The 23,836-nt window shown below is 66.6% G+C and carries 17 protein-coding genes; 14 read left to right on the forward strand and 3 right to left on the reverse strand.

Annotated elements, in window-relative coordinates:
* Window positions 1-130 precede the first annotated feature (130 nt).
* The 7 genes from VKT83_05985 to VKT83_06015 all read left to right on the forward strand — a co-directional run bounded on the left by VKT83_05985 (window position 131) and on the right by VKT83_06015 (window position 7,336).
* Complete coding sequence (locus VKT83_05985) at window positions 131-940, forward strand: GntR family transcriptional regulator (GenBank protein ID HLY22000.1); 810 nt, start codon at window positions 131-133, stop codon at window positions 938-940.
* Window positions 941-953: 13 nt separating this feature from the next.
* A complete protein-coding gene (locus tag VKT83_05990) occupies window positions 954-2,375 on the forward strand; it encodes an acyclic terpene utilization AtuA family protein (protein HLY22001.1) in 1,422 nt (473 codons plus the stop codon).
* Complete coding sequence (locus VKT83_05995; protein ID HLY22002.1) at window positions 2,372-2,686, forward strand: DUF4387 domain-containing protein; 315 nt, start codon at window positions 2,372-2,374, stop codon at window positions 2,684-2,686. The genes VKT83_05990 and VKT83_05995 overlap by 4 nt, the downstream gene beginning before the upstream one ends.
* A gap of 34 nt (window positions 2,687-2,720) precedes the next feature.
* Window positions 2,721-3,827 (forward strand): C45 family peptidase, encoded by a 1,107-nt coding sequence (locus VKT83_06000; GenBank protein HLY22003.1) that lies wholly within the window; start codon window positions 2,721-2,723, stop codon window positions 3,825-3,827.
* Window positions 3,827-5,344: an ABC transporter substrate-binding protein gene (locus tag VKT83_06005; GenBank protein HLY22004.1), complete on the forward strand. Its 1,518-nt coding sequence runs from the start codon at window positions 3,827-3,829 to the stop codon at window positions 5,342-5,344. Before VKT83_06000 ends, VKT83_06005 begins: the two co-directional genes overlap by 1 nt.
* A 67-nt stretch (window positions 5,345-5,411) precedes the next feature.
* On the forward strand, window positions 5,412-6,422 hold the full coding sequence (locus VKT83_06010) for an ABC transporter permease (protein ID HLY22005.1): 1,011 nt from the start codon (window positions 5,412-5,414) through the stop codon (window positions 6,420-6,422).
* On the forward strand, window positions 6,422-7,336 hold the full coding sequence (locus VKT83_06015; protein HLY22006.1) for an ABC transporter permease: 915 nt from the start codon (window positions 6,422-6,424) through the stop codon (window positions 7,334-7,336). The genes VKT83_06010 and VKT83_06015 overlap by 1 nt, the downstream gene beginning before the upstream one ends.
* A gap of 896 nt (window positions 7,337-8,232) precedes the next feature.
* Here the strand turns inward: VKT83_06015 and VKT83_06020 are convergent.
* From VKT83_06020 to VKT83_06030, 3 genes are all read right to left on the reverse strand, one after another.
* Window positions 8,233-9,528, reverse strand: coding sequence for a hypothetical protein (locus VKT83_06020; GenBank protein ID HLY22007.1), 1,296 nt, complete (start codon window positions 9,526-9,528; stop codon window positions 8,233-8,235).
* A 576-nt stretch (window positions 9,529-10,104) separates the two neighbouring features.
* Window positions 10,105-10,461 carry a muconolactone Delta-isomerase family protein gene (locus tag VKT83_06025; GenBank protein ID HLY22008.1) on the reverse strand — a complete coding sequence of 119 codons (357 nt, stop codon included), beginning with the start codon at window positions 10,459-10,461 and terminating at the stop codon, window positions 10,105-10,107.
* Between the two features lie 58 nt (window positions 10,462-10,519).
* Window positions 10,520-11,446: a hypothetical protein gene (locus VKT83_06030; protein HLY22009.1), complete on the reverse strand. Its 927-nt coding sequence runs from the start codon at window positions 11,444-11,446 to the stop codon at window positions 10,520-10,522.
* 684 nt (window positions 11,447-12,130) lie between these two features.
* On the opposite strand from VKT83_06030, the gene VKT83_06035 reads away from it, so the two are divergent.
* The 7 genes from VKT83_06035 (at window position 12,131) to VKT83_06065 (ending at window position 23,775) form a co-directional block, all read left to right on the forward strand.
* Window positions 12,131-13,090, forward strand: coding sequence for a DUF1702 family protein (locus VKT83_06035; protein ID HLY22010.1), 960 nt, complete (start codon window positions 12,131-12,133; stop codon window positions 13,088-13,090).
* Window positions 13,087-15,018 carry an ASPIC/UnbV domain-containing protein gene (locus VKT83_06040; protein ID HLY22011.1) on the forward strand — a complete coding sequence of 644 codons (1,932 nt, stop codon included), beginning with the start codon at window positions 13,087-13,089 and terminating at the stop codon, window positions 15,016-15,018. The genes VKT83_06035 and VKT83_06040 overlap by 4 nt, the downstream gene beginning before the upstream one ends.
* A 4-nt stretch (window positions 15,019-15,022) precedes the next feature.
* Entirely contained in the window at window positions 15,023-15,961 is a 939-nt protein-coding gene (locus tag VKT83_06045; protein HLY22012.1) for an enediyne biosynthesis protein UnbU, read from the forward strand.
* A complete protein-coding gene (locus VKT83_06050) occupies window positions 15,958-21,837 on the forward strand; it encodes a type I polyketide synthase (protein HLY22013.1) in 5,880 nt (1,959 codons plus the stop codon). Before VKT83_06045 ends, VKT83_06050 begins: the two co-directional genes overlap by 4 nt.
* A complete protein-coding gene (locus VKT83_06055; GenBank protein ID HLY22014.1) occupies window positions 21,824-22,249 on the forward strand; it encodes an acyl-CoA thioesterase in 426 nt (141 codons plus the stop codon). Before VKT83_06050 ends, VKT83_06055 begins: the two co-directional genes overlap by 14 nt.
* Window positions 22,250-22,429: 180 nt before the next feature.
* On the forward strand, window positions 22,430-23,173 hold the full coding sequence (locus VKT83_06060) for a helix-turn-helix transcriptional regulator (protein ID HLY22015.1): 744 nt from the start codon (window positions 22,430-22,432) through the stop codon (window positions 23,171-23,173).
* 41 nt (window positions 23,174-23,214) lie between these two features.
* Window positions 23,215-23,775: a hypothetical protein gene (locus VKT83_06065; GenBank protein HLY22016.1), complete on the forward strand. Its 561-nt coding sequence runs from the start codon at window positions 23,215-23,217 to the stop codon at window positions 23,773-23,775.
* Window positions 23,776-23,836: the final 61 nt, after the last annotated feature.

Genomic DNA, 23,836 nt, shown 5'->3' on the forward strand with positions numbered 1-23,836 from the left:
CACCTTCTTCGAAGAAATGCGGTCGGCGGCGCCGCCGACCCGCAGAGGAGGGTACGTGCCCGTCCGCGAACTGGTTCGCGCACTGGTACGTACCACCAGAGACAGGTATGAACCAGTAGAGGGTGGGATCATGGCGCGGCGTCCGGACGCCGGTAGGCGCCCGCGGAAGCAGGGCCCGGCGGCACACGCCCGGGGGCGGGGACCGCTCTACCGCCAGCTGCTCGGCTCCATCAACGGGCGGATCCGGAAAGGCGACTGGGGCGCGGGCGGGCAGCTGCCGTCGGAGCGCGATCTCTCGGAGCAGTTCGGGGTCAGCCGCTCGACGGTCCGGCAGGCGCTCGAGCAGCTGTCGCACGCGGGCCTGCTCAAGAAGATCCAGGGCCGCGGCACGTTCGTCGCGGCGCACGGCCCGATCACGCAGCCGCTGGGACGCGTCACGGCCTTTCGCGAAGCGCTGGCGGCGCAGGGCATGACGCCCGGCCTGCGCGTGGTCAGCCGGACGCAGGAGCCGTGCGACGTGGTGCTGGGCCGGCTGCTCGGCGTCCCGCCGGAAACGGCGCTGCTGCAGCTCGTCTATCTCGGGCTCGGCGACGAGGAGCCGCTGGCGCTTTACCGGAGCTATGTGCCGGCGGGCAAGATGGCGGAGACCGTGGACAAGTTTTGCCGCGCCGCGGCGTCCAAGATACCGCCCCGCATGGTCTCGGAATTGTACGCCGAGCGCGCCGGCCTGCCCGAGCTGCGGGCGGAGCAGACGTTTGAGGTGCGTCTCGCGACCGCCGAGGAGGCCGCGTTGCTCGCGCTCGCGCGGCCGGCGGCGGTGTTCAGCGTGACGTCCCTGATCTCCGCGCTCGGGGGCGCGCCGGTGGAATACCGCCGGGCCGTTTACCGCGGCGACCGGTACAAATTCAACATCGAACGCCTGGCCCACATCATGGCGTGACGGGAGGCAGAGGATGAGCGGCAAGACCCTGCGGTTTCTGGCTCCGAACGGGCATCTCGGGTTCGCCCCGCTGAAGCCCGCGAGCTTCGAGCTCGGCGTGGCGGCGCGCCCGGACTTCATCGTCTCGGACTCGGGCAGCGACGACATCGGCCCGGGGCCCCTCGGCGCCGACACCTGCACGAGCCCGAAGGAATGGCAGCGCCACGACCTCGAGCACATCTTGCTCGCATCCCGCAAAATCGGCGTGCCGATGCTGATCGGCTCGGCCGGGGACACCGGCTCGAACAGCCGGGTGGACATGTACGTCGAGATGATCCGGGAGATTGCCGCCCGCCATCACCTCGCCCCCTTCCGGCTGGGCTACTTCTACTCCGAAGTCTCGAAGGACCTGATCCGCAAGCGGATCGCGGCCGGCGAGACGGTCGCCGGGTTGAACGGCCGGTCCGATCTGACACTCGCGGAGCTCGACGCGACGGACCGGATCGTCGCGATGGCCGGTATTCACCCGTACAACGCGCTGCTCGACCGGGGCGCGGACGTCATCATCGGCGGCCGCTCGAGCGACCTCGCGATTTGCGCCGGACCGGCGATCCGCGCCGGCTTCCCGGAGGCGCTGTCCTACTATCTCGGCAAGGTGCTCGAGTGCGCGTCCTTCTGCGCCGAGCCGTACGGCGCGAAGGAGAGTGTGATCGGCGAGATCTCGATGGACGACGTGAAGGTGACCGCGATGCACCCCGAGCAGCGGTGCACGATCGCCTCGGTCGCCGGGCACGCGATGTACGAGCGGTCCAACCCGTTCTACGAGTACGCGCTCGGCGGCGAGCTGGACATGCACACCTGTAAGTACGAGCAGTTCGACGCGAAGACGACGCGGATCACCGGGCCGGTGTGGAACCCGGCGGCGGAGCCGCGGGTGAAGCTGGAGGGCGCCGGCAAAGTCGGCGAGCGCTACGTCGGCCTCGCGGGGATCCGCGATCCCTACACCATCGCGAACATCGACCGCGTCATCGGCTGGGCGCGCCACGCGGTCGAAGAGAAGTTCGGCACGAGCGGCTACGAGCTGCACTACCAAGTGTTCGGCCGGAACGGCGTGATGGGCGACCTCGAGCCCGTGAAGACGCCCGCCCACGAGCTCGGCATCGTCGTCTACGGCGTCGCGCCGACCAAGGAGATGGCCGAGGAAGTGTGCATGATCGGCACGCGCCAGCTCTTCTACGCGCGGCTGCCGGAGGTGAAGGGCACCGCCGGCGGCGTGGCGTTCCCGCTCGACGAGGTGCTTGCGGCCAGCGCCGCCTACCGATGGACGGTGAACCACACGCTGCGGGTGAACGATCCGCTCGAGCTGTTCCCGTTGCACATGACGGACGTCGGGGCACGCACCCCGTCTGTCGCGGGGCGCACGGCCCCCGCCGGCGCCGGGAAGGCGGCGCGATGAAGCTCTCCACCCTCGCCAAGGTCGTCCGCAGCAAGAACGCGGGCGTCGACAAGATCACCTTCGACATCATCTTCGCCGACCGCGGCACCTACGAGCGCACGCTCAAGAGCGGCGCGATCACGAAGGCGTCGGTGGCCCGCCTGTACGGCATTCCCGAGGCGCGCATCTCGGACTTCGTGGCGTTCGACCCCGGGTGCGCGATCAAGTTCACCGTGTACCGCAGCCGGCCGAGCGGCAGCCCCGGCGACCCGGACATCTTCGGTGCGCAGCAGTACGCGCCGCTGCTCGACCTCGAGATCCCGCTCGACTGACCGGACGGCGGATGCGGGCGCGACCTCTCGCGTGATGCGTACGGCACCGGCAGCGGTCTTTGGCCCGGGGGCGGCGCCGGTCGAATTGGACGGATCCGCGTTCGACCGCGGCCGCGGCCAGGCGGAACGGTGTCCGGGCACCGAGCAGATCGTGCGGGACGCGGTGGACCGGCGGCTCGCCGCCGTACGGGACATCCTCGCGCGCCCGGCGGCGGCGAACTTTCTCGCGCGGCAGTGGGAGTTCACGGCGACGCATGATCCCGACGCGCTCGCGGAGGCGGAAGGCATCGCCGCGGGATACGGGCTGCCGGTCCGCGATCTTTTTGCGTCGCTGCACGCCGGCATGCTGCCCGGCTTCGGAGCCTCGCCCGCGGCGGACGGCTGCTCGGCATGGGCGCTCCGCCATCCCGAGTTCGGCGCGCTGCTCGGAAAGAACCGCGACCTCGCCGCCCCTTTCCGCGGCACGCAGCGGGTGTTCCGGCACCGGGACCCGGCGTGGCACGGCCGAACGATCCTCTGCGTCGGAAGCCTCGGGAGCCCCGGCGTGTACTCGAGCGGCATAAATTCCGACGGACTCGCGCTCGCCGATACGCAGATTCGTGCGGCGGACCAGGGCGTCGGATCCCTACGCTACTTCGCGATGACACGGCTCCTGGCGCGCTGCGCCACGGTCGACGAGGCCGTCGACGAACTGCGCCGCCTGCGGCACGCCGGCGGCGGGAGTCTCGTGCTGGCCGGCGCGGACGGCCGCACCGCCGCGGTCGAGCTCGGACATCACGCGGTCGCGGTCGAAGGGGGCGGCGGCCGGGTGGCCCGGACCAACCACTTCGTCTCGGCGGAACTGCGGGGCCGCGACATCGAGGGCGGCGGGTGCGCCGATTCGGGCGGACGCCTGCGGCGGCTCCGGTCGTGGCTCGATGGACTCGGCGAGGCGCCGGGGGTCGCGGACGCCGCCGCCGTCATGGCCTCCCACGACGACGCCGGCACCGCGGGGCTCTGCCGCCACGGCAGGGACCGGGGCGCGACTACGATCTCCGGCAGCGTCTTTGCGTGCCGCGGCCGGCGGCTCTATTTCTCGCCGGACAATCCGTGCTCCGGCGCCTGGATCGTATACGACGGCGCCGCAAATGGAGGTGCGTGATGGGGAAACGGATCTACGTCATCTTGATCGCCGCGGTCCTCGGCCTCTCGCTGCTCGGCGGAACGCGCGGCGACGCGGCGAAGGCGCTGTCGTTCGTCCTCGACACGACGGCGAACCGCACGACGGAGGCGCAGGCGATCGCCGCGCAGCTGAGCCGCGCCGGCATCACCGCGCAGGTTCGAGCCTGGCAGCTGTCCGTGCTGATCCCGCAGGTCCAGGCCGGACAACGCGCAGCGTACACGACGGACTGGGGCAGCGCCTACTTCGACCCGTACGATCTCGCGGTGCCGAAATTCGTGACCAAGGCGCGCGGCAACTTCTCCTTCTACTCGAACCCCGCGGTGGACCACGACATGGCCGTCGCGTCCAGCACCCCGAACGAGGCGCAGCGCCAGGCGGCCTACAACGACGCGCAGCGGAAGATCTACGCCGACGCGCCGTGGGCGTTCGGCTACGTGCTGCAGAATATCGAGGCGCAGTCGTCCGCGGTCACGGGGTGGACGCCGGCGGCCGACAACAGCGAGACGATGTACCCGGCGAGCGTGCGCGGCGGCGACGCGATCATCGTGGGCATGCGTAACGACACGATCGCGCCGCTCGATCCCGGCATCTCGCCGAACGACCGTGAAGCGGTCCTGCGCAACATCTACGACGGCCTCGTGGGACACTCCCCAGACGGCAAAGTCGTCCCGCAGCTCGCCACGGCGTGGCGCAAGGTCGGGCCGGCCGTCTACGACTTCACGCTGCGTCCCGGGGTGAAATTCCAAAACGGCGACCCGGTCACGGCCGACGACGTCGTCTTCACGTTCCAGCGCGTGCTCACGCCCGGCGCCATCACCGGCGTCTCGAGCACCCGCAAGGATCTGCTCGGCCCGATCCTGCGCGTGCAGAAGCTGGACGAGTCGCACGTCCGGTTCGTCTACAGCGCCTCGTTCCCGGAGGCGCTCGTGCTGCAGTCGCTCGTGCACTTCCAGATCGTCCCGCAGAAGTACGTGCAGCAGATGGGCGAGGCGGGGTTCATCGCAAAGCCGGTCGGCGCCGGCCCGTTCCGATTCGTGCGGGGCGCCCTCAACTCCGAGATCGTGCTCGAGCGCTACGACGGCTACTGGGCCGGACCGGCCAAGCTGCGGCAGGTCATCTTCCGCATGATGCCGGAGCCGTCCAGCCGGATCGCGGCGCTCCTCTCCGGCGAAGTACAGGTCATCCAGGAAGTCCCGCCCGACCTGGTGGACCGTCTGAAGGCAAGCCCGAACGTCCAGGTGAAAACCGCGGAAGGCACCCGGTCCTACGAGATCGAGTTCAACACCAAGGCGGAGCCGTTCACCGACCCGCGCGTGCGGCAGGCGGTGAACTACGCGATCAACTGGGACCCGATCCTCCGCGACATCTACCACGGGTACGGGAAGCGCCTCAGCACGGCGTTTCTGCCGAGCGGCTTCGGGTACGACGCATCGCTCAAACCCTATCCGTACGACCCGGCCAAGGCGCGGGAACTCCTGAGACAGGCGGGGTACTAAGAGCGGCGCACCGGGGGCGTAATTACATGGTGGCCCGCCGCGGAGCCGGCGGGCGGCGGAGTTCGCGATGCGCATGCTGAGGATCGTCCGTCGGGTGCTGCTCGCCGTGCCGGTGGCGCTGGGCGTCGCCGTCCTGGCGTTCCTGTCGCTGCACCTGCTGCCCGGCGATCCGGTCCAGATCATGCTGGGCGACACCAACTCGAGCGCCGCGACGATCCGCGCCGTGCGGCACGAACTCCATCTCGACCAGCCGCTCCAGGTGCAGTTGGGGCTGTTCTTCGCCCGGCTCGCGCACGGCGATCTCGGCGCGTCGATCGTGCAGCAGCGGCCGGTGGCGGCCCTGATCGCGGAAGCCCTCCCGGCGACGATCGAGCTCACGGTCGCGACGATCGTGATCGCCGTGCTGATCGCGGTCCCGATGGGTCTCGCCAGCGCGCTGCGGCCGCGCTCGTGGATCGACCGCGCGGTGCTGTCGACCTCGCTGCTCGGCGCGAGCATGCCGGCGTTCTGGTTCGGGCTGCTCCTCATCCTCTTCTTCGCGGTGAACGCGCGCCTGCTGCCGACGTCGGGGCAGATCGATCCGACGATCGGCGTGCCGACGGTCACCGGCTTTCTCCTAGTCGACAGCCTGCTCGCCAGCAGCGGCGCCGCGGTCGCGAGCGTGCTGCGGCACCTGGTCATGCCGGCGCTCACGCTGGGCGTGGTGTTCGCCGCGGTACTCGCGCGAACTGTGCGGTCGTCCATGATCGAGGTGCTGCACCGCCAGTACGTGACCACGGCGCGCGCGAAGGGGCTCCCCGAGACGGCCGTCGTGATCAAGCACGCGCTGCGCAACGCGCTCATTCCGGCGATCACGGTCGCCGGGCTGCAGATCGGCGAGCTGCTCGGCGGGAACATGATCGTCGAAACGGTCTTCGCCTGGCCCGGCCTCGGGCGCCTCGTCGTCAACTCGATCTTCGCCCGCGACTACCTCGTGGTGCAGGCGGCCGTGATGCTCTACGCCCTCACCTACGTCGCCGCGAACCTGGCCGTCGACGTGGCCTATACCGTGCTCGACCCGCAGATGGAAGTGGCGTGATGGGCGCCCAGCCGCTGCGCGCCGGCGTGCTGCCGATCCTCTACCCGGTGCGGCGCCACGGCGTCCGCGCGCTCTCGTCGCTCCGGCGCATCGCGCGAGGCCTCGCGGCGGAGCCGGTCGGCGCGGCCGCGGCGGTGCTGGTGCTGGTCTACATCCTCAGCGCGCTCCTGGCGCCGGCGATCGCCCCGTACAGCCCCGCGTCCACCGATCTCGCCGCGCGCCTCGCGCCCCCGTCCGCGGCCCACTGGTTCGGCACGGACGCGCTCGGCCGCGACGTCTTCTCCCGCACGATCTACGGCGCGCGGGTCAGCCTGCTTGTCGGCGCGCTCACGGTCGGGCTCTCCGCGGTGATCGGCACGGCGCTCGGCATGGCCGGCGCCTACTTTCGCGGCGCTCTCGACATGGTGGGCGCCCGGGTCGTCGAGCTGCTGCAGGCGTTCCCGTATCTCATCTTCGCGATCGCGATGATGGCGTTTCTCGGCCCGGGCTTCTGGAACCTGATCTGGGCGCTCGCGCTCAAGGGCTGGATCGAGTTCTACCGGCTCGCCCGCGGCGAGACGCTCGCGCAGTCGAACCGCGAGTACGTGGAAGCGGCGCGGGCGATGGGCTACCCGACGTCGTGGATCCTCGTGAGCGAGATCCTGCCGAACATCGTGAACACGGTGACGGTCGTGGCGCTCCTCCGGCTCGGCTACTTCATGGTGCTGGAGGCGTCGCTGTCGTTTCTCGGCGTCGGCATTCCCCCGAGCATCCCGGCGTGGGGCTCCATGATCAGCGACGGCCGCGGCGTGCTCTTCATCGCCTGGTGGGTGAGCACGATCCCCGGCCTCGCGCTGCTGGTCCTCGTGCTGGCGGTCAATCTCCTCGGCGAGCGCATGCGCGAGATTCTGGATCCGCACACCGTTGTGCCTTAAGCCACAGGAGGATCCCCAGCACCAGGCCCCACCCAAATGTGAGCGGAATGTCGCCGACGAGTTCGGCGCGTTAGCCGGAGCTCCTGAAAGCATGCTCCGGAGCTCGCTTAGGCAGACTCACCGACCCCGTGCCCCGCGGGTGCCCAACGGAGCGGCGCGGCGGAGGCCGGTCGTCAAAAAACCCTCAAAAACATCGGCCAGCGATCGGATGTGAATCGTTGACCTGCGCATCGGCTCTGCGCTGCCTCGACTCCGCGGACGTAGGGCGGCTCTCCGGATCGAACCCGAGCGTCGAGATCGAGCAAGTCGGGCCCAAGATGGACGGTTTGCGGTGCACTCAGTGGACTGGCGCTCGGCGGGTTCTATCTCGCCGATAAGTTGCGGAGGATGGTCCGGCCCGACACCCGCCTTTCGTTTAGCTTCGCTTCCGCAATGCGCGCTTCGAAGCCCGAATCGGTGTCCACAACGCAAGAGCAGCACCCGTCGGGTCGTTGATCACGCTGTAGCGTCCCTTCCGCGGCACATCCGATGGCAGAACTATGATCGACGCGCCCATAGCTTTAGCTTGCTCGGTTGATTTGTCCACGTTGGCCACTTGGACGAAAGGGAGCCAGTGTGACGGCACCGTCCGATTTACCACTGGCATCATACCGCCTGCCGTCCCTGCCCCGACGTCGATCTCAGTATACTTATGTTTACCATTGGACGCGTCACGTAGTCGCCATCCAAATAGCCGGCTGTAAAAACTTTTTGCTCTATTATGGTCCTGGGTTTGCAACTGAACATACGTAAATGGATTCGCCATATTCCTCGCCCTCCGATCAATTTGCCTTCGTCACTTTCTGTCCAGGTTTTCCGGGCAACCGAACCCAACCCCGGAACTATAGACTGATCGTTCATCGTGTGCCCTTTCCGAACAACTCCCTGTCTGTTTCTGTGATCGTATCCGACGATTCCCCGGTGAGGACGTTGAAGCGACCGAACACCTGGCGAAACGCGGCTTCCCAGTCGGTGCCATATCGCAACAATCGAGGTTCGACGACATGAGGGACATATTTTAGCGTCCTCAAGTATGCCACGATGGCGTAGACATCGTCGTCCGCCATGCTAGCGTAGAACTGCCATAGCATGACGTGCTCCAGGGGGCTCGGCCTGCCGTATCTGTCTGGTTCGGTTGAGATCCCTCCACGAATCGCCCGTACTACCTGCTCGTCTGGGACGCCCCTCAGATCTCCGCCTATTCCGAAACGCGTCAGATTCGAAGAGTACAAGACTGCATATCCCGGATAGGGGAACACCGCGAACCCCTTTTCATCGGCACGCAACGGCAGGTCAGGTCCGAGCCGAAATACACCAAGGAAGGGATCTGATGGGTCCCCGCCTACAAATTCCTGCAAAATGGGGCCACTAGCAGTAAACTTCTGGAATGAATGACACTCACGGCAGCCAACCAAGGCGTTCATCAGATAAAGTCCACGTTCGGCGGAGCGGCCTTTAGGTGCAAACTCTGGTGCCTTGACCGTCGCAACTTGAGTGGACGATCGCTCAGGAGAAAGGCGACGGTACCGCAGTCGGCCTTGGAGGAAATCGTTACGGATGGGAGCTAGGCTTCGCACGTAGGCGACCAGCGCGCGCACATCATCATCGGCCATGTTTCGGTAGAAGCTGTGCGGCGGAAATAAGAACAGAAATTGAGGGTTTGCACCCTGTTTCCTTTTACCAGCCCGGATTACATTTACCAAATCGTCTTCGGTCCAGCAGCTACTCGAGGCTCTTGCCCCACAAGGTTCCAAGCCGGTCGCAGGATCAGGTGTTATGTTCGACGAGTACACGACTCCGTTCGATTTTCCGGAAAAACGCAAATAGAATGGGACACCGCCCGAGAGGTATCGATTAGGATCCAGATAACGATACCAATCGGGATCTGTACGGAACTTGCGATCTCTCTCAACAGCTGTCGCGTCTTCAGCGGCCGGCCGCGTGTTCTCAACAGCGGGCGGTGTGTGGCATCCCGCGCAGGCCCCTATCGTAGCAAGGTATCGCCCTCGCTCTACTAAGGTGAGTTGCCCTTGAACGGAGCGCTGAACCTGCCGGGTTCGGCGATCAGCCGTCACCAGCGAATATCCGATCAGCAGGATGCAGCCTACCACAACACTTATTGCCATAGACAGGACGCGGCGGTTCACGTTCACTGCAGCACATTCTCCGATTTGCGACCTGGGTCTACTGTCTAAGCCGCGGGTGTCACTTCTTCTTCGCCGGAACCCGGGGGGCCTTAGCGGCGAGGTGATGGGCAGCATTCGCCCACCTGCTCAGCAGGTCCGCCTTCCGCTCGAAGATCTTTGGAACTAAGACCCAATGGGCCATCGTTCGATTACCTGCAGTCCAGGGCTCAGAGCCACCCTTCGACATAAGTTCATTGAATAGCTCGACATCTGGAAGTCTGAGGCCGATACGACCCGTCTTCCAGACCAACGCATAGATATTGTTGTTAGCAAACAAAGCGTGACAGCCAAACATTTTCCGGTCTGTGACGCCAGGCAGGCCCCGCGATGCTTCGCACAGGACCGACTTCAGCCGTTCAATTGTTTGGTCGGAGGCGAGCTTTGTTTTTGTCCTCATTCAACTTTCTCCACTGTTGCGGCATCATTGGAAAAGTATTCATGTCCGCAGCGGGGCGGCTGGGTACGGCTCTAAATTCTCGCAGCTGGACATCAAGATCCCGTAAGTCCAGACGAGGGATCGTGATCGCTGGCCCTGCAGGCTCACTACCACATATTGAGTGTCCCTTTCTGTTCCATGTCTCTTAGGAACTTAACGGCCCCTTTTTCTTGTGCTGCACGATCGACAAAGCTTTGTAACGGAGTGATCTGGACCTTCATGAAGCTCCAGAAAGGCAAACTCTGCAGGGTCCTGCTTAGTTCATTGTTGTCTGCAACATCCAGAATCATTGCAGACGCCTTCGATCCTGCCACCACCCCGGCGGCTCTAATTTTCCCAGCCTTCTCCAACTGGACAACCATATCCAGGCTAGGAATGATCGCATGCTCCACCATGTGAACAACCTTCTCGGGAGGATGCGCCGGGCCAGGTTCGATATACTCAAAATTCACCAAGAACAGCATCTTCACCACCACCTCCTCATGTAGTTCTCGCTCGTTGCTGCTTCCGGCATCTCGAGCTTTATTCTGCAGTCTGAATGAGACGCCCGACGGTTCTGAAAGCCTCATCTCCCGGAAGTTGCATTCCCACGTCTATCGGGTGTGCAAGAGCGATGATGCGTGCGACAGGGTTTTTGCTGGCCTCTTTCAAATTTCGCGATTTCCGAACCTCATCGACCGATTCCAGTGGAATGCACTGAGCGATGCTCACTGGCGTACCGACCGGCGGGAACCCTACGACCCGCCCGTAAGAGAGTGTTCCGTGGATTGCTCGGAACGCCCCAAACGAGGTTTCGATAATCGCGTAAGGATTGAAGTACAAACGCGCCGGAAAACGGGAATCGCCCAGAGATTGCGCAATTCCATAGGATGGCAGGAAAATGTCAGGGTACTTTTCCTTTAGGGTCTCCCCGAGTATGATCCGGATCGGCCCAATGCTGGGATCTTGCATTCTTGCGTCAAGATTGAGAATCTGCATCCACACTGTTTCTCGACCCGTCTGGAAGAACTCTTCGGGTCGATTTAAGAAATCCGTTTCCGCGATCCTGCTCGGAAGCGTGGACCCCGCCGGTATCGGAATTTTGACGGAGTGATTCGCGGACCGTCCTTTGTAAACGAATGGCGCCGAGCGCGAAACTGTCTGTACGGCAGTCGGCATATCCAAAGTAACCATCTTCCCCGCCATCGACCCTGTGAGAAACTCGATCATGATGATGAAGTGACTCAGAAACCCGTCAATTCCTTCGGGAGGGAATGGGTCAAAGTGATCTCCCATCTTGTTAACCATCTCATTGAAACCAGCCTCCAGCTCCGCTTGTGCCGGGTCGGCCGCTAAAGATTGAGAGGCCGCGATTGCTGCAGCTGAGATTCCCAGTTTCTGTAAGAACTCTCGTCGAAACGAGGTAGATCTCGATAAATTCGCTTCCCCAGAATGCTTGTCTTCAGGCATCGTTTCGCTCCTTTCTGACCTCAGTTGTCCCAAGCAAACGCTACATAGCGACTATAGGGGGCAGCAGCCACGATGGTTTCTCTCAAGTTGCTGATGTATTGCTCAGATCGTATTTGGACAAAACGGTCGGAAATTGAGTGAGAGGTCCCGCGCTTCCCGGAGTCGACCGAGGGGAGGTCGAACTTATGGGACGGGGGTGCGGCTGCATGAGGGACGCAACGCAGCGACGGTGGACGGCCGAGGGGAAGCTGCAGATCTTGGACGAGACGCGGAAGACCGGCCAAACAGTAAGCGAGGTGTGTCGCTGCCACTAGATAGCCCTGGGATAGTTCTACAGTTGGGAGGGGCAAGTGCCGTCAAGCGGCGCTGACAGCGTTGCGCAACTGCAAGCGCGGACGCAAGCCGGCCAAGACCGAGGCCGATCTGCAAGCGAATGGACATCATGCCGCGGCGACAACAAGGCGGTCCTTATCGGCGCCGGGCACGAACCCACGTTCGTACCGCTTTGCCAAAAATGTCGACCATAGCAATCCAGGTGGAGCAGGAATTTCCCGCAGCGCAAGATCAAAGAAGTTTCGCCGATCAATTTTACCGATACTACTTTTGACCGCCACTTAACTTACAACTCTCACACATCTCACACAAAACGCCGACTCATCTCCGAGGCGCGACGGAGCGGTTGTCATGAGTTGGTTGGCTCGGCGATTCCTCACGATTCCGGTTGCAGAAGTCACCTTCGCCCGGCGCGGTTTCCACGCCGGCGACGCTCAGACGTGCTCGTGGCTCGAGCACATCGGCCGCACCTTTCTCACCGGGTATCACGCCGCGCTCGAACACGATCCCGAGGCACTGGGCCGCGGCCTGGACGCGGTGGATCGCGATGTCCGCGGTTTTGCGTTCGAGGGCGCCGCGATGGCATTGACGCTCCTCGATGCTCTGTCGCCGTGGTCACGCAACAGGCGGATGACGGCGCTGCTGCGCGGCCGCGGGGCGGCGCACGTCTACATGGTTCACGTCGGCGCGGGTTGGGCGCTCGCCCGTCTGCGGCGGGGCGCCCGTCCGCCGGCGCATCTCGACCCCCTGCTCGGATGGCTGGCCGTCGACGGGTACGGCTTTCACGAGGGGTATTTCGCCTGGCGGCACTATGTCCGCGCGTGCCGGCCGCCGGTCCGGGTCAACGGGTACGAACGGCGGGTCTTCGATCAGGGCCTGGGGCGCAGCTTGTGGTTCGTCGACGGGGCGGATCCGGCGAGGATCGCCGCCGCGGTGGCGAGGTTTTCGCCCGACCGCCATAGCGATCTTTGGAGCGGCGTGGGCCTTGCCGGCGCGTACGCCGGCGGCGCAACCGAGACCGCGTTATCCGCGCTCGCGCGGGCGGCCGGCGCGTACCGTGCGTGCCTGGCGCAGGGCGCCGCGTTCGCTGCGACCGCCCGACAGCGCGCCGGCAATTCGTCGCCGTCCACCGAGGCCGCGTGCCGGGCCTTCTGCGCGATGTCCGCCGCCGAGGCGGCGCAGCTCGTTGAGGCGGCGTTGCAGGATCTCCATGCCGAAGGTCCGGTGCCCGCCTACGAGGTGTGGCGATCCCGGATCCGGCGTTGTTTTGCCGTGGAGGCCGCCGCGCCGCCGGCCGGGCGTAGCGCATGATTCGCCAGCGGGCCACCGCGTTGGTAGCCATTGGCGTCGTGCTGGCACTCTACATGATTGCCCAGCCATCGACCGTTGCGCCGGTCGACCTGGACCGCCTGGCTGCGGAGTTCGCCTTTACGTCGTCCCCGCTGCCGGGTGTGCCCGGCGAGATTGAGCGATCGGTACGTCCGGTCCACCCCAGCCTTCGGCACATCTCCGCCTGGATCTCCTCGGTCGGTGCCGCGGTCGCGCTCGCGGACATCGCCGGAACGGGACTGCCCGCGGATCTCTGTTATGTGGAGACGCGAACGAACCAGGTAATCGTCGCGCCAGTTCCCGGCACCGGCCCGCGGTATGCGCCGTTTGTGCTCGACCCGGCACCGCTGACGTACAACGCCACCATGGCGCCAATGGGATGTCTGGCGGGCGATCTCGCTGAGCGTGGTGTCACCGATCTGATCGTGTACTACTGGGGACGGACGCCGATCGCATTTCTACGCACGGAGCCATGCGGCGGGTTGCGGGCGCAGTGTTTCGTCCCACAGGAGCTCGTGAACGGCGGGCTCCGATGGTACACCAATGCGGCCCTTCTCGCCGACGTGGACGGAGACGGCCATCCGGACCTCGTCATCGGCAACTACTTTCCGGCCGGGGCACGCATCCTCGATCCGAACGCCGGCGGCCGGGAAACGATGCAGGCGTCGATGTCCCGGGCCCGCAACGGCGGTGGGCTGGTCCTGCTCCTGTGGGAAGGCGAGGTCCGCGGACCTCGGCCGGAGGTGAGATTCCGCGCCGTGCGTGGCGCGCTGCCCGACGCCGCGGAACATGGATGGACGCTCGGGCTCGGCGCGCAGGATCTTCGCGGCAGCCTCCTCCCCGATCTTTACGTCGCCAACGACTTCGGGCCCGACATCTTGCTGGACAACCGCTCCACCCCTGGGCATCCCCGGTTCGTGCCGCTGTACGGGCGGCGCGGCTTCGCGACCCCGTCCTCCTTCGTCCTTGGACGCGATTCGTTCAAAGGAATGGGGGTCGCGTTCGGCGACCTGACCGGCTCCGGGCACCGGGACATCGTGGTGAGCAACATCACGACTCCGTACGGCCTTGAGGAGAGCAACTTCGCATGGGTCAACACGGGGGACGTCGCCGCCATGGAGCGCGGAATTGCGCCGTTCGTCAACCGGGCCGAGGCCTTCGGACTGGCGCGCAGCGGCTGGGGATGGGACGTGAAGATCGCAGACTTCAATAACGCCGGGCGGCCGAACGTGCTCCAGGCTACGGGGTTCGTCAAGGGCGACGTGGACCGCTGGCCCGAGCTGCAGCAGCTGGCGATGGGGAACGATCTGTTGTTGCACGATCCGCGGATGTGGCCGAATTTCGTGCCGGGCGACGACCTGAGCGGTCACGAGCACCTGCGGTTCTTCGTCCCGGCGGCGGGCCATTTCGTGGACATCGCCACGCGCATCGGCCTCGGCACCCCGCGCGTCAGCCGCGGAATTGCCGCCGCGGACATCTTCGGTGACTGCCGATTGGATTTCGCGGTCGCCAGCCAATGGGACCGCTCCTACTTCTACCGCAACACGAGCGCGACCGTGGGGCGGTGCTTGGGGCTCCATCTTCTCGTGCCGGTGCGGAGGGGGGCGCCCGCAACGACGCAGATATTCCGTGGCCCGCGGCCTGGGGTCGCCGGCCGCCCGGCGCTCGGCGCGACGATCGAGGTTATTCTCCCGAACGGTCGCCATTTCGTGGCGGACGTCGACGGCGGGAACGGCCACTCGGGCAAGAGCAGTCCCGATGTACACGTCGGCCTTGGAGCAATCTCCGCGCTCACGACATTCACGACGGCGATTGCCTGGCGAGATCCTGATGGGATGATCCGACGGGAAACGCTACGGCTGACACCGGGATGGTATACGGTTGTCCTCGGTTGGCCCCAACGGAGGTAATGCTGTGGCCGCGCGCGATCCATGGTACCAGGATCGCCGGCTGGCCGGTCTGCGACGGTTTTCGATCGCCATTACCGTGTTCACGGTATTGGGGGAGACGGTATTCGGTTTCGAGCCCTCGTGGGCGCAGATCGTCGTCTCGGTCGTAACCGCGTACGGGATGGCGATCCTCCTCGAACTTGTCGATGCGTACGCCGCCCGACGGCCTGTCCGGTTCCTCGGAGGATGGGGCCTGCGCGGCCTCGGCGAGTTTCTGCTTCCCACTCACATCACGAGTCTGTCCGTGGGATTCCTGCTGTATGCGGGAGGGGCGCTGTGGCCGCTGGCGTTCGCCTCGGCCGCCGCGATCGCGTCAAAGGCGGTCTTCCGCGTGCCGACGGAGCGCGGAATGCGCCACTTCTTCAACCCGTCCAATTCGGGCATCACCCTGACGTTGCTCGTCTTCCCGTGGGTCGGGATCGCCGCCCCGTACGAGTTTACGGAAAACCTCCGTGGGGCGGCGCTGTGGCTGCTCCCGGCCGGCGTGCTCATCTCCGGGACGTTTCTGCTCTCGCGGTTCGCCCAACGGGTACCGCTGGCCGCCGCCTGGATCGTGGGGTTCGCGGCCCAGGCCGTCCTTCGGAGCATCCTCTTCGCGTCGCCGCTGTCCGCGGAACTGACCCCGATGACCGGCGTCGCCTTTGTGCTCTTCAGTATGTACATGGTGACCGACCCGGCATCGAGCCCGGGGAGCGCCGCCGGGCAAATCGAGTTCGGACTCGGTACCGCCGCCGCGTACGGGGCATTGATGGCTCTCCACGTCGCCTACACCCTGTTCTTCGCGCTGACGATTGTATGCGCAGCGCGGGGCGCAAGTTTGTACGCGGGCGCCTGGACGGCGCAACGTGCGAGGCTGCAGACCGCCCCTGCGGCGATTTCGGCCCTCGAAGCGACAAACCCGTGAAGCCCAGCATCGCGATCGTCGGGATGGCGTGCCGGTATCCGGACGCACGGACACCGCAAGAGTTGTGGGAAAACGTGCTCGCGCAGCGCCAAGCCTTCAGGCGCATCCCGCCGCAACGGCTGCGCCTCGAAGACTACCTTGCGCAAGATCGCGCCGCCGCCGATACGACGTACTCGACCGAAGCGGCGGTACTCGAAGGCTACGAGTTCGACCGCGTGCGTTTCCGGGTGTCCGCCGATGCCTTCCGGGCGGCCGACATGACCCACTGGCTCGCGCTGGATGTCGCGGTTCAGGCCCTCGCCGACGCGGGATTCCCGGGCGGCGCCGGACTCCCCCGCGATACGACCGGCGTCGTCCTCGGGAACACGCTCACGGGGGACGGTTCGCGCGCCAACGCGCTCCGGTTGCGCTGGCCGTTCGTCCGGCGCACGGTCGAGGCCTCGTTGGCGGCTGAGGACTGGCCTACCGACCGCCAGCAGGCGTTCCTCTCCGATCTCGAAGCACGGTTCAAAGCCCCGTTCCCGGCGCCGAACGAAGAGACCCTTGCCGGCAATCTCTCCAACACGATCGCCGGCCGGATCTGCAACTACTTGGACCTCAAAGGCGGCGGGTACGCCACGGATGGCGCGTGCGCCTCGTCCCTGCTCGCGGTCACCCAGGCGTGCGCGGCGCTCGAGGCCGGCGATCTTAACGTGGCGATCGCGGGCGGGGTGGACATCAGTCTCGATCCGTTCGAGCTCGTAGGCTTTGCGCGCACGGGCGCGCTCGCAGCCAACGAGATGCGCGTCTACGACACCCGTCCGACCGGGTTCTTGCCGGGCGAAGGATGCGGTTTTGTGGTGTTGATGCGGTCCGCCGACGCGAATGCGCAGGCGCGTCGCGTCTATGCGGAGGTCCGCGGCTGGGGGATCTCGTCGGACGGGCACGGCGGGATCACGCGGCCGGAGATGGCCGGCCAGCGCCTGGCGCTCAGGCGGGCGTACGATCGCGCGGGTTTTGGCATCGACACGGTGGCCTATTTTGAGGGCCACGGCACGGGGACGGCGGTGGGCGACAACACGGAGATCCTTACGTTGTCGACGTGCCTGGCCGAAGCCGGGGCCAGCCGTCCCGCGGCGCTTGGAACGGTAAAGGCGAACATCGGCCACACCAAAGCCGCCGCGGGAATCGCAGGGCTTCTCAAGAGCACAATGGCGGTGTGGACGCAGGTGGTACCGCCGGTGACCGGGTGCAGGAACCCGCACCAGGCACTCACCGCACGCTCGGGCGTCCTCCGCGTACCGGACGAAGGCGTCCGATGGCCCTCCGATCAGCCGCTCCGGAGCGGCGTCAGCGCGATGGGTTTCGGGGGCATCAACGTGCACGTCGCCATCGAGGCCGCGACGCCGGCCCGGCGCGGCGCGCTTACGTCGGACGAACAGACGCTGCTGTCATCAGCACAAGACGCGGAGTTGTTCCTGCTGGGAGGCCGGTCGATCGGTGAACTGCGCGCGCAGCTGGACCAGATCCGCCGCCGCGCGGCGTCGCTGTCGCGGGCGGAGATGACGGACTTGGCGGCGGCGCTCGCGCGGCAGATCCGGACGCCCGTCGCGCGAGCAGCCGTCGTAGCGTCCACGCCGGCCGAGTTCGGGACGCGGCTGGAAACGCTCCACCAATGGACCGGCGTGGACGCTCGGACCCGGCTGGACCCCACAGACGGCGTGTTCTTCGCCACCGGCCTGACCGCGCCGCGCATCGCATTTCTGTTCCCCGGACAGGGCTCTCCTGTCCGCCGGGACGGCGGCGCCCTGGGCCGCCGGTTCCGCTGGTTGGACGACGCGTACGCGCATGCGCCCTGGCTCCGCCACGATGGCGAGTTCCCCCAGGCGATGGTGCAATCCGCGATCGTCATGGCATCGCTTATCGCGATTGATGCGCTGGACAGTCTCGGGATCGGGGCGGCCGTCGCTATCGGGCACAGCCTCGGAGAGCTCACGGCGCTTCATTGGGCCGGCGCACTCGATCGCGAGGCGCTGCTGCGCGTCGTGGCAGCGCGCGGAGCCGCGATGACGGCGCTCAAAGGGCCGCACGGGGCGATGGCCAGCATCGCGGCTGGGCCCGAGGAGGTGCGCGGTCTGCTCAACGGAGACGACATGGTCATCGCCGCGTTGAACGCTCCGCGGCAGACCGTGGTGTCCGGTGCTGCCGCCGCGGTCATGGACGCCGCGGCGCGGGCCCGCGCTGCGGGCTTCGCCGTGACGCTGCTGCCGGTGGCCCATGCATTTCATTCGCCACTCGTCGCAGGGGCAGTATCCGGTCTCGCGGAGAGCCTCGCGCGTGAGACCCTGCGGCCGCTCCGCAGAGCGGTCATCTCGACCGTCACCGGGTCGCGGCTCGCGGCCGAGGAAGACCTGCGCGCGCTGCTGTGCCGGCAGATCACGGCGCCGGTCCGGTTCGCGGACGCCGTGGCCTGCGCGCCGGACATCGACCTCTGGCTCGAGGTGGGTCCCGGACAGGCATTGCGCGGACTGGTGCGCGAGTCGACCGAGGGCCCCGTCGTGGCTCTCGACGCTGGCGGCGATTCGCTTGGCGGAATTCTCCGCGCGGCCGGCGCCGTCTTCGCCCTCGGCGTCCCGATCCGTCAAGAGAGGTTGTTCGGCGACCGTTTCGCCCGGCCGTTCGAGGTCGACACGACCCCGCGATTCCTGGAAAACCCCTGCGAGAGCGCCGCAGGACCATTCGACCAGCCGCCGGCGGTACTGACCGCCGAGGCGCCACACCGAGCGCCGTCCGAATTCGCGGCCTCCGACTCGGCGACCGACGTCCTCACCCTCGTGCGGCGCCTGGTGGCGGAGCGCGTGTCGCTCCCGCTTGAAGTGGTGAAAGATGGCGATCGTATGCTCACCGACCTTCATCTCAACTCCATCGGCGTCGGACAACTCGTGGTCGATGCGGCCCGACATCTGGCCGTGCCGCCGCCGCCTGCCCCGACCGATTTCGCCAACCTGTCCGTCGCCGAGATTGCGCAGGCACTCGAGGAGGCCGCGCGACTCGGCGGCGCCGCGTCGAATGAGGAGGGCGGCGCGCCGCCCGGCGTCGACCGGTGGGTTCGGCCATTTGTGGTCGGTCTCGACGACGCACCGCTCCCGCCGCCCGCGCCGTCCGGGGGCGGCGGTGCATGGCGTGTGATCGCGCCGCCGGGCCACGCCCTTGCGGCGGAGCTCACCGAGGTCCTTCGGGGCTGTGGGGAAGGAGGGACCGCGGTCTGCCTGCCGCCCGAGGACGATGACAGCTGCGTTGCGCTGCTGTTGGAAGGGGCCCGCGCAGCGTTGCATGCTAGCGCCGGGTCGCGATTTGTGCTCGTTCAGCATGACCGCACCGCCGCGTCGGTTGCCAAGACGCTCCACTTGGAAGCGCCAGCGCTGACGACGTGCGTCGTGACGGTGCCGCGAGATCATCCCCAGGCGGCCGGCTGGATTCGCGCCGAAGCCGCCGCCGCGGTCGGCTACGTCGAAGCCTGCTATGACTCGACCGGGCGGCGCCGCACGCCCGTCCTAAACCCGCTGACGTTGTCCACCGCCGCGGTGCCGGATGGAGAACTCGCGGACCGCGACGTGCTGTTGGTGACCGGCGGAGGCCGCGGAATCGGTTTCGAGTGCGCGCTCGGGCTCGCGGAAAACACCAGTCTCCGGCTGGTTCTGCTTGGCCGCTCCGATCCGATCACCGAGCCGGAGTTGGCGGCGAACCTGGAACGTCTGCGGGCCGCCGGGGTACCGTTTCGCTATCTCGCGGCCGACATCACAGATGCCGACGCCGTACGCGCGGCCGTGCGCGAAGCGGAAGGGACGCTAGGTCCCATCACCGCCGTCCTCCACGCGGCCGGCACCAACGTTCCCCAACTCCTCGCCACGCTCACCATCGAGGAAGTTCGCGGGGCGCTGGCGCCCAAACTGGACGGGCTCCGGAACGTCCTCGCGTCATTAAACGAAGACCGGTTACGGTTGCTCATCGCGTTTGGCTCGGCGATCGCCGAAACGGGGTTGGCCGGTGAGGCGCACTATGCGGTCGCCAACGAATGGCTGACACACCTGACGGGTGAATTTCAAGCTGCGCACCCGACGTGCCGCTGTCTCGTCGTCGAGTGGTCGGTCTGGTCGGACGTAGGCATGGGTGCGCGTCTGGGGCGCATCGGCGCGCTCGAGCGCGCCGGGATTGCGCCGATCGCGCCGGCGGCGGGCGTGGACATCCTGCGTCAGTTGATCGCGCAGCCCAGCCTGCCGTCCGCCGTTGTGGTCGGCGGCCGGCTGGGAACGCCGCCGACGTTGCGCATGGCCGCGTCACCGATCCCGCTGTGGCGGTTCCTCGAGCAACCGAGAGTCCACTACGCCGGCGTGGAACTGGTCGCGGATGCCGAACTGTCCACGCTGACGGATCCCTATCTCGACGATCATATCTTCGGCGACGACCGCGTGTTCCCGGCCGTGATGGCGTTGGAGGCGATGGCGCAGGCGGCCGTCACCCTTGCGGGCTCGGGCTCCCCGGCGAGTATCGACGGCATCTCGTTTGATCGTCCGATCGTCGTCCCCGCCCGCGACCGCGTCACCGTCCGGGTGGCGGCGCTGGTGCGCGAACCGGGATGCATCGAGGTGGTGCTCCGCAGCAGCACCACCGCCTTCCGGGTGGATCACGTCCGTGCCGTCTGCCGCATTGGACCAATGCAGACCATCCCGCCGGCCGCGCCTGCCTGTCGCCCGGCGCCACCCGGCAGAGTCCCGCTTGACCCGGCGACTGACCTCTACGGCGACCTGCTCTTTCACACGGGCCGTTTCCGGCGAGTCGCCGGATATCGCCGGCTGCGCACGACGGAGTGCGTCGCGCAACTCGCTTCGGTTGACCCGACGCCGTGGTTTGGACACTACTTGCCGCAACATCTGGTGCTCGCCGACCCTGCCGGTCGGGACGCCGCCGTGCACGCCGTGCAGGCATGCGTGCCCGCCGAGGCGCTGCTCCCAATTGGCGCCGCGCGATTCGTGCCGGGCGAGCTTCCCAAGGGCCCGCGATTCGCGCACGCGAGGGAGCGGCACCGCGCCGGCGATCTATTCGTGTACGACGTGGACGTAAGCGACGCGGACGGCCGGGTCTGCGAGCGGTGGGAAGGACTTCAGTTCCGCCGCATGCACCCGCAGAAACCTCGCCAGGGATGGCCTCCTGCGCTGTTGGGTCCCTGCGTCGAGCGCCACATCCGGGATGTCCTGGCGCCGGGCTCAACCGTGTCGGTGGTGATCAGACGCGAGTGCGATCCCCGCCGCTCGCGCGGCGATCAGGTGCTCCGGTTCCTGTTAGGGGACCACGCGCGGATCGTTCGCCGCCTCAACGGGAAACCCGATGTCGCCGGCGCCGGACGCACCGGCGTGTCCGCCGCGCATGCCGGGGCGCTCGTGATGGGTGCCGCTGCCTCGGGCCCCGTGGGGTGCGATCTCGAGCCGGTCACCGACCGGCGATCGGTCATGTGGCGTGGGCTCCTCGGCGCCGACTACGTGCTGACCGGCTTGGTGACGCGGGAAACTGGGGAATGCGAAGCGGAGACAGCGACCCGTCTGTGGAGCATCCGCGAGAGCCTCACGAAAGTCGGCGTTTCACCAACGGTGCCGATGCGGTTCGTCGCGGCGTCCAACGACGGCTGGGCGCACTTCGCCGCAGGCTCGTTTTGTTGTGCCTCCTACATCGCCGACATCAAGGACATCCAAGGCCGGGTGGCACTGGCCGTTACCGTGCCCGCACCCGGCGACCCGAGCCAAAGCCGGCACCGCGCGGCGGTTCCGGCCGGCGACCGCCCGGGCAGCAGGTCCCCCTCGGAAGACGCGGCGATCGGAGGCGGCGGCCGTGCGCGCGTATGAATATCGGCACGTCATCGGGTTCGAGGAGACCAACGTTGTCGGCAACGTCTACTACGTCAACCATCTCCGGTGGCAGGGCCGTTGCCGCGAGCTGTTCCTCCGCGACCATGCGCCGAGCGTGCTCACGGAGTTGGCCCGTGGGCTTCGCTTAGTTACGGTGCGCTGCTCGTGCGATTACCTCGCGGAGCTGTCCGCGCTGGACGAAGTCGCGGTGCGGATGTTTCTTGGATCGATCATGCAAAGCCGGATAACGTTGAGCTTCGAATACTGGCGGCGCGGGCGCGACGGCGAGCAGCTCGTCGGGCGCGGGGAACAGCAGGTCGCCTGTCTGCGCCGTGACGGCGACCAGTGGGTGGCCGCGATGATTCCGGACGATCTGCGGGACGCGTTGCGCCCGTACGCCGGGGGTTAGCCGCGTGCGCGGACGCAGCGTGCAGGAGAGAGGAGGGCCACCGTGACGGCTATAGCTGGTCCTGCGTCTTATCCCACTGAGCGCCCGGTAACGGCCGTGGGCGATACCGGCCAGCGACCGCCCCGGCGTCCCGGGACCGTCGACGATCACCGCGACGCGGTGGAGCGAGTTATCCACGCAATGCGGGAGCGGCTCGACGAACCGTTGTCCCTGCGCGACCTGTCTGAGATCGCGTTGTTTAGTCCGTATCACTTCGACCGGATGTTCCGCGACGTCACCGGCATATCGCCGTTTCGCTTTCTTGCCGCGCTCCGCATGGAGGCCGCCAAACGGCTGCTGCTGACAACGCAGCTGCGCGTGACCGACGTCTGTTACGAGGTCGGATACAATAGTCTCGGCACCTTCACCGCGAACTTCACGCAACTGGTGGGATTGCCTCCCCGCAGCCTGCGCCATCTCCGTCTCCTCCTGGGTGAGACATCGGTTTCCACAGTCGTCGCGGACTCTCACCGGCCTGCGCGCGCCTCGTCCGCTTCGCCCGGGGGCATCAGCGGCACCGTTACGGCACCCTCCGAGTTCACGGGATCCGTATTCGTCGGGGCTTTTCGGACGCCAATCCCCCAGACTCGGCCGGTCAGGTGCGCGCTGCTCGAGGCACCCGGGCCGTACGAAATGCCGTCAATGCCCGACGGTTCGTACCACATATTTGCTCTTGGATCGCCCGCGTTCGAAAGTCTCAGCGCGATGCTCATGCCCGAGGCGGCGACATTATGGGTCGGCGCCGCGTCTCAGGGCCTGACGGCGCACAACGGCCGGGCCGATGCCCCGGGGCGAATCGAACTACGTGCTTGGAAGGCGACCGATCCGCCGATGCTGGTCGCGCTGCCGGCCCTTCTGGTCGAGCGGCGCGCGCGCACGACATGATTACATCGTCCGGTGATATCGACCCCGGAAAGGCGACGCGCGTGGAGCCCGCGATCTGGAACACCCTCGACGTCCTCAACGGACCGCGGCACCGCGAAGCCTTGCTGGTCTTCCTGACCCTGGTCCTCTCGCACTGGGTCGAGCACATCGTTCAGGCGGTGCAGATTTTCGTCCTCGGCTGGCCACGATACCAGGCGCTGGGGGCGCTGGGGCTGCTGTTCCCGTGGCTCGTGGGGTCGGAGACGCTCCACTATTGGTACGCGCTCGTCACGTTGGTCGGGCTGATCGCGCTGCGTCCGGCATTCGGCGGACCGGCCCGCGGGTGGTGGGACGCGGCGATCGCAATTCAGATATGGCATCATGCCGAGCATGCGCTGCTGCTCGGGCAGGTGCTGATCGGGCGGAATTTGTTCGGGGCGCGCGTGCCGACGAGCGTGCTGCAACTGTTCTTCCCACGGGTCGAGCTGCACCTCGCCTACAACGCGGCGGTTTTCATTCCCATGATCATCGCGATGTATCTTCACGCGCACCCGTCGCTGAAGGACAGGCGACTCGGAAGCCGATGCAATTGCCATCGACGGCTTGAATTGGCTTCCGGATAGGCGTTGGGCGACGCGCGTTGCGTCGCCGTCACCGCACGCCGAGAGCGCAACCCTGGAGAAA

Source organism: bacterium, assembly GCA_035308905.1.
Classification (GTDB): domain Bacteria; phylum Sysuimicrobiota; class Sysuimicrobiia; order Sysuimicrobiales; family Segetimicrobiaceae; genus DASSJF01.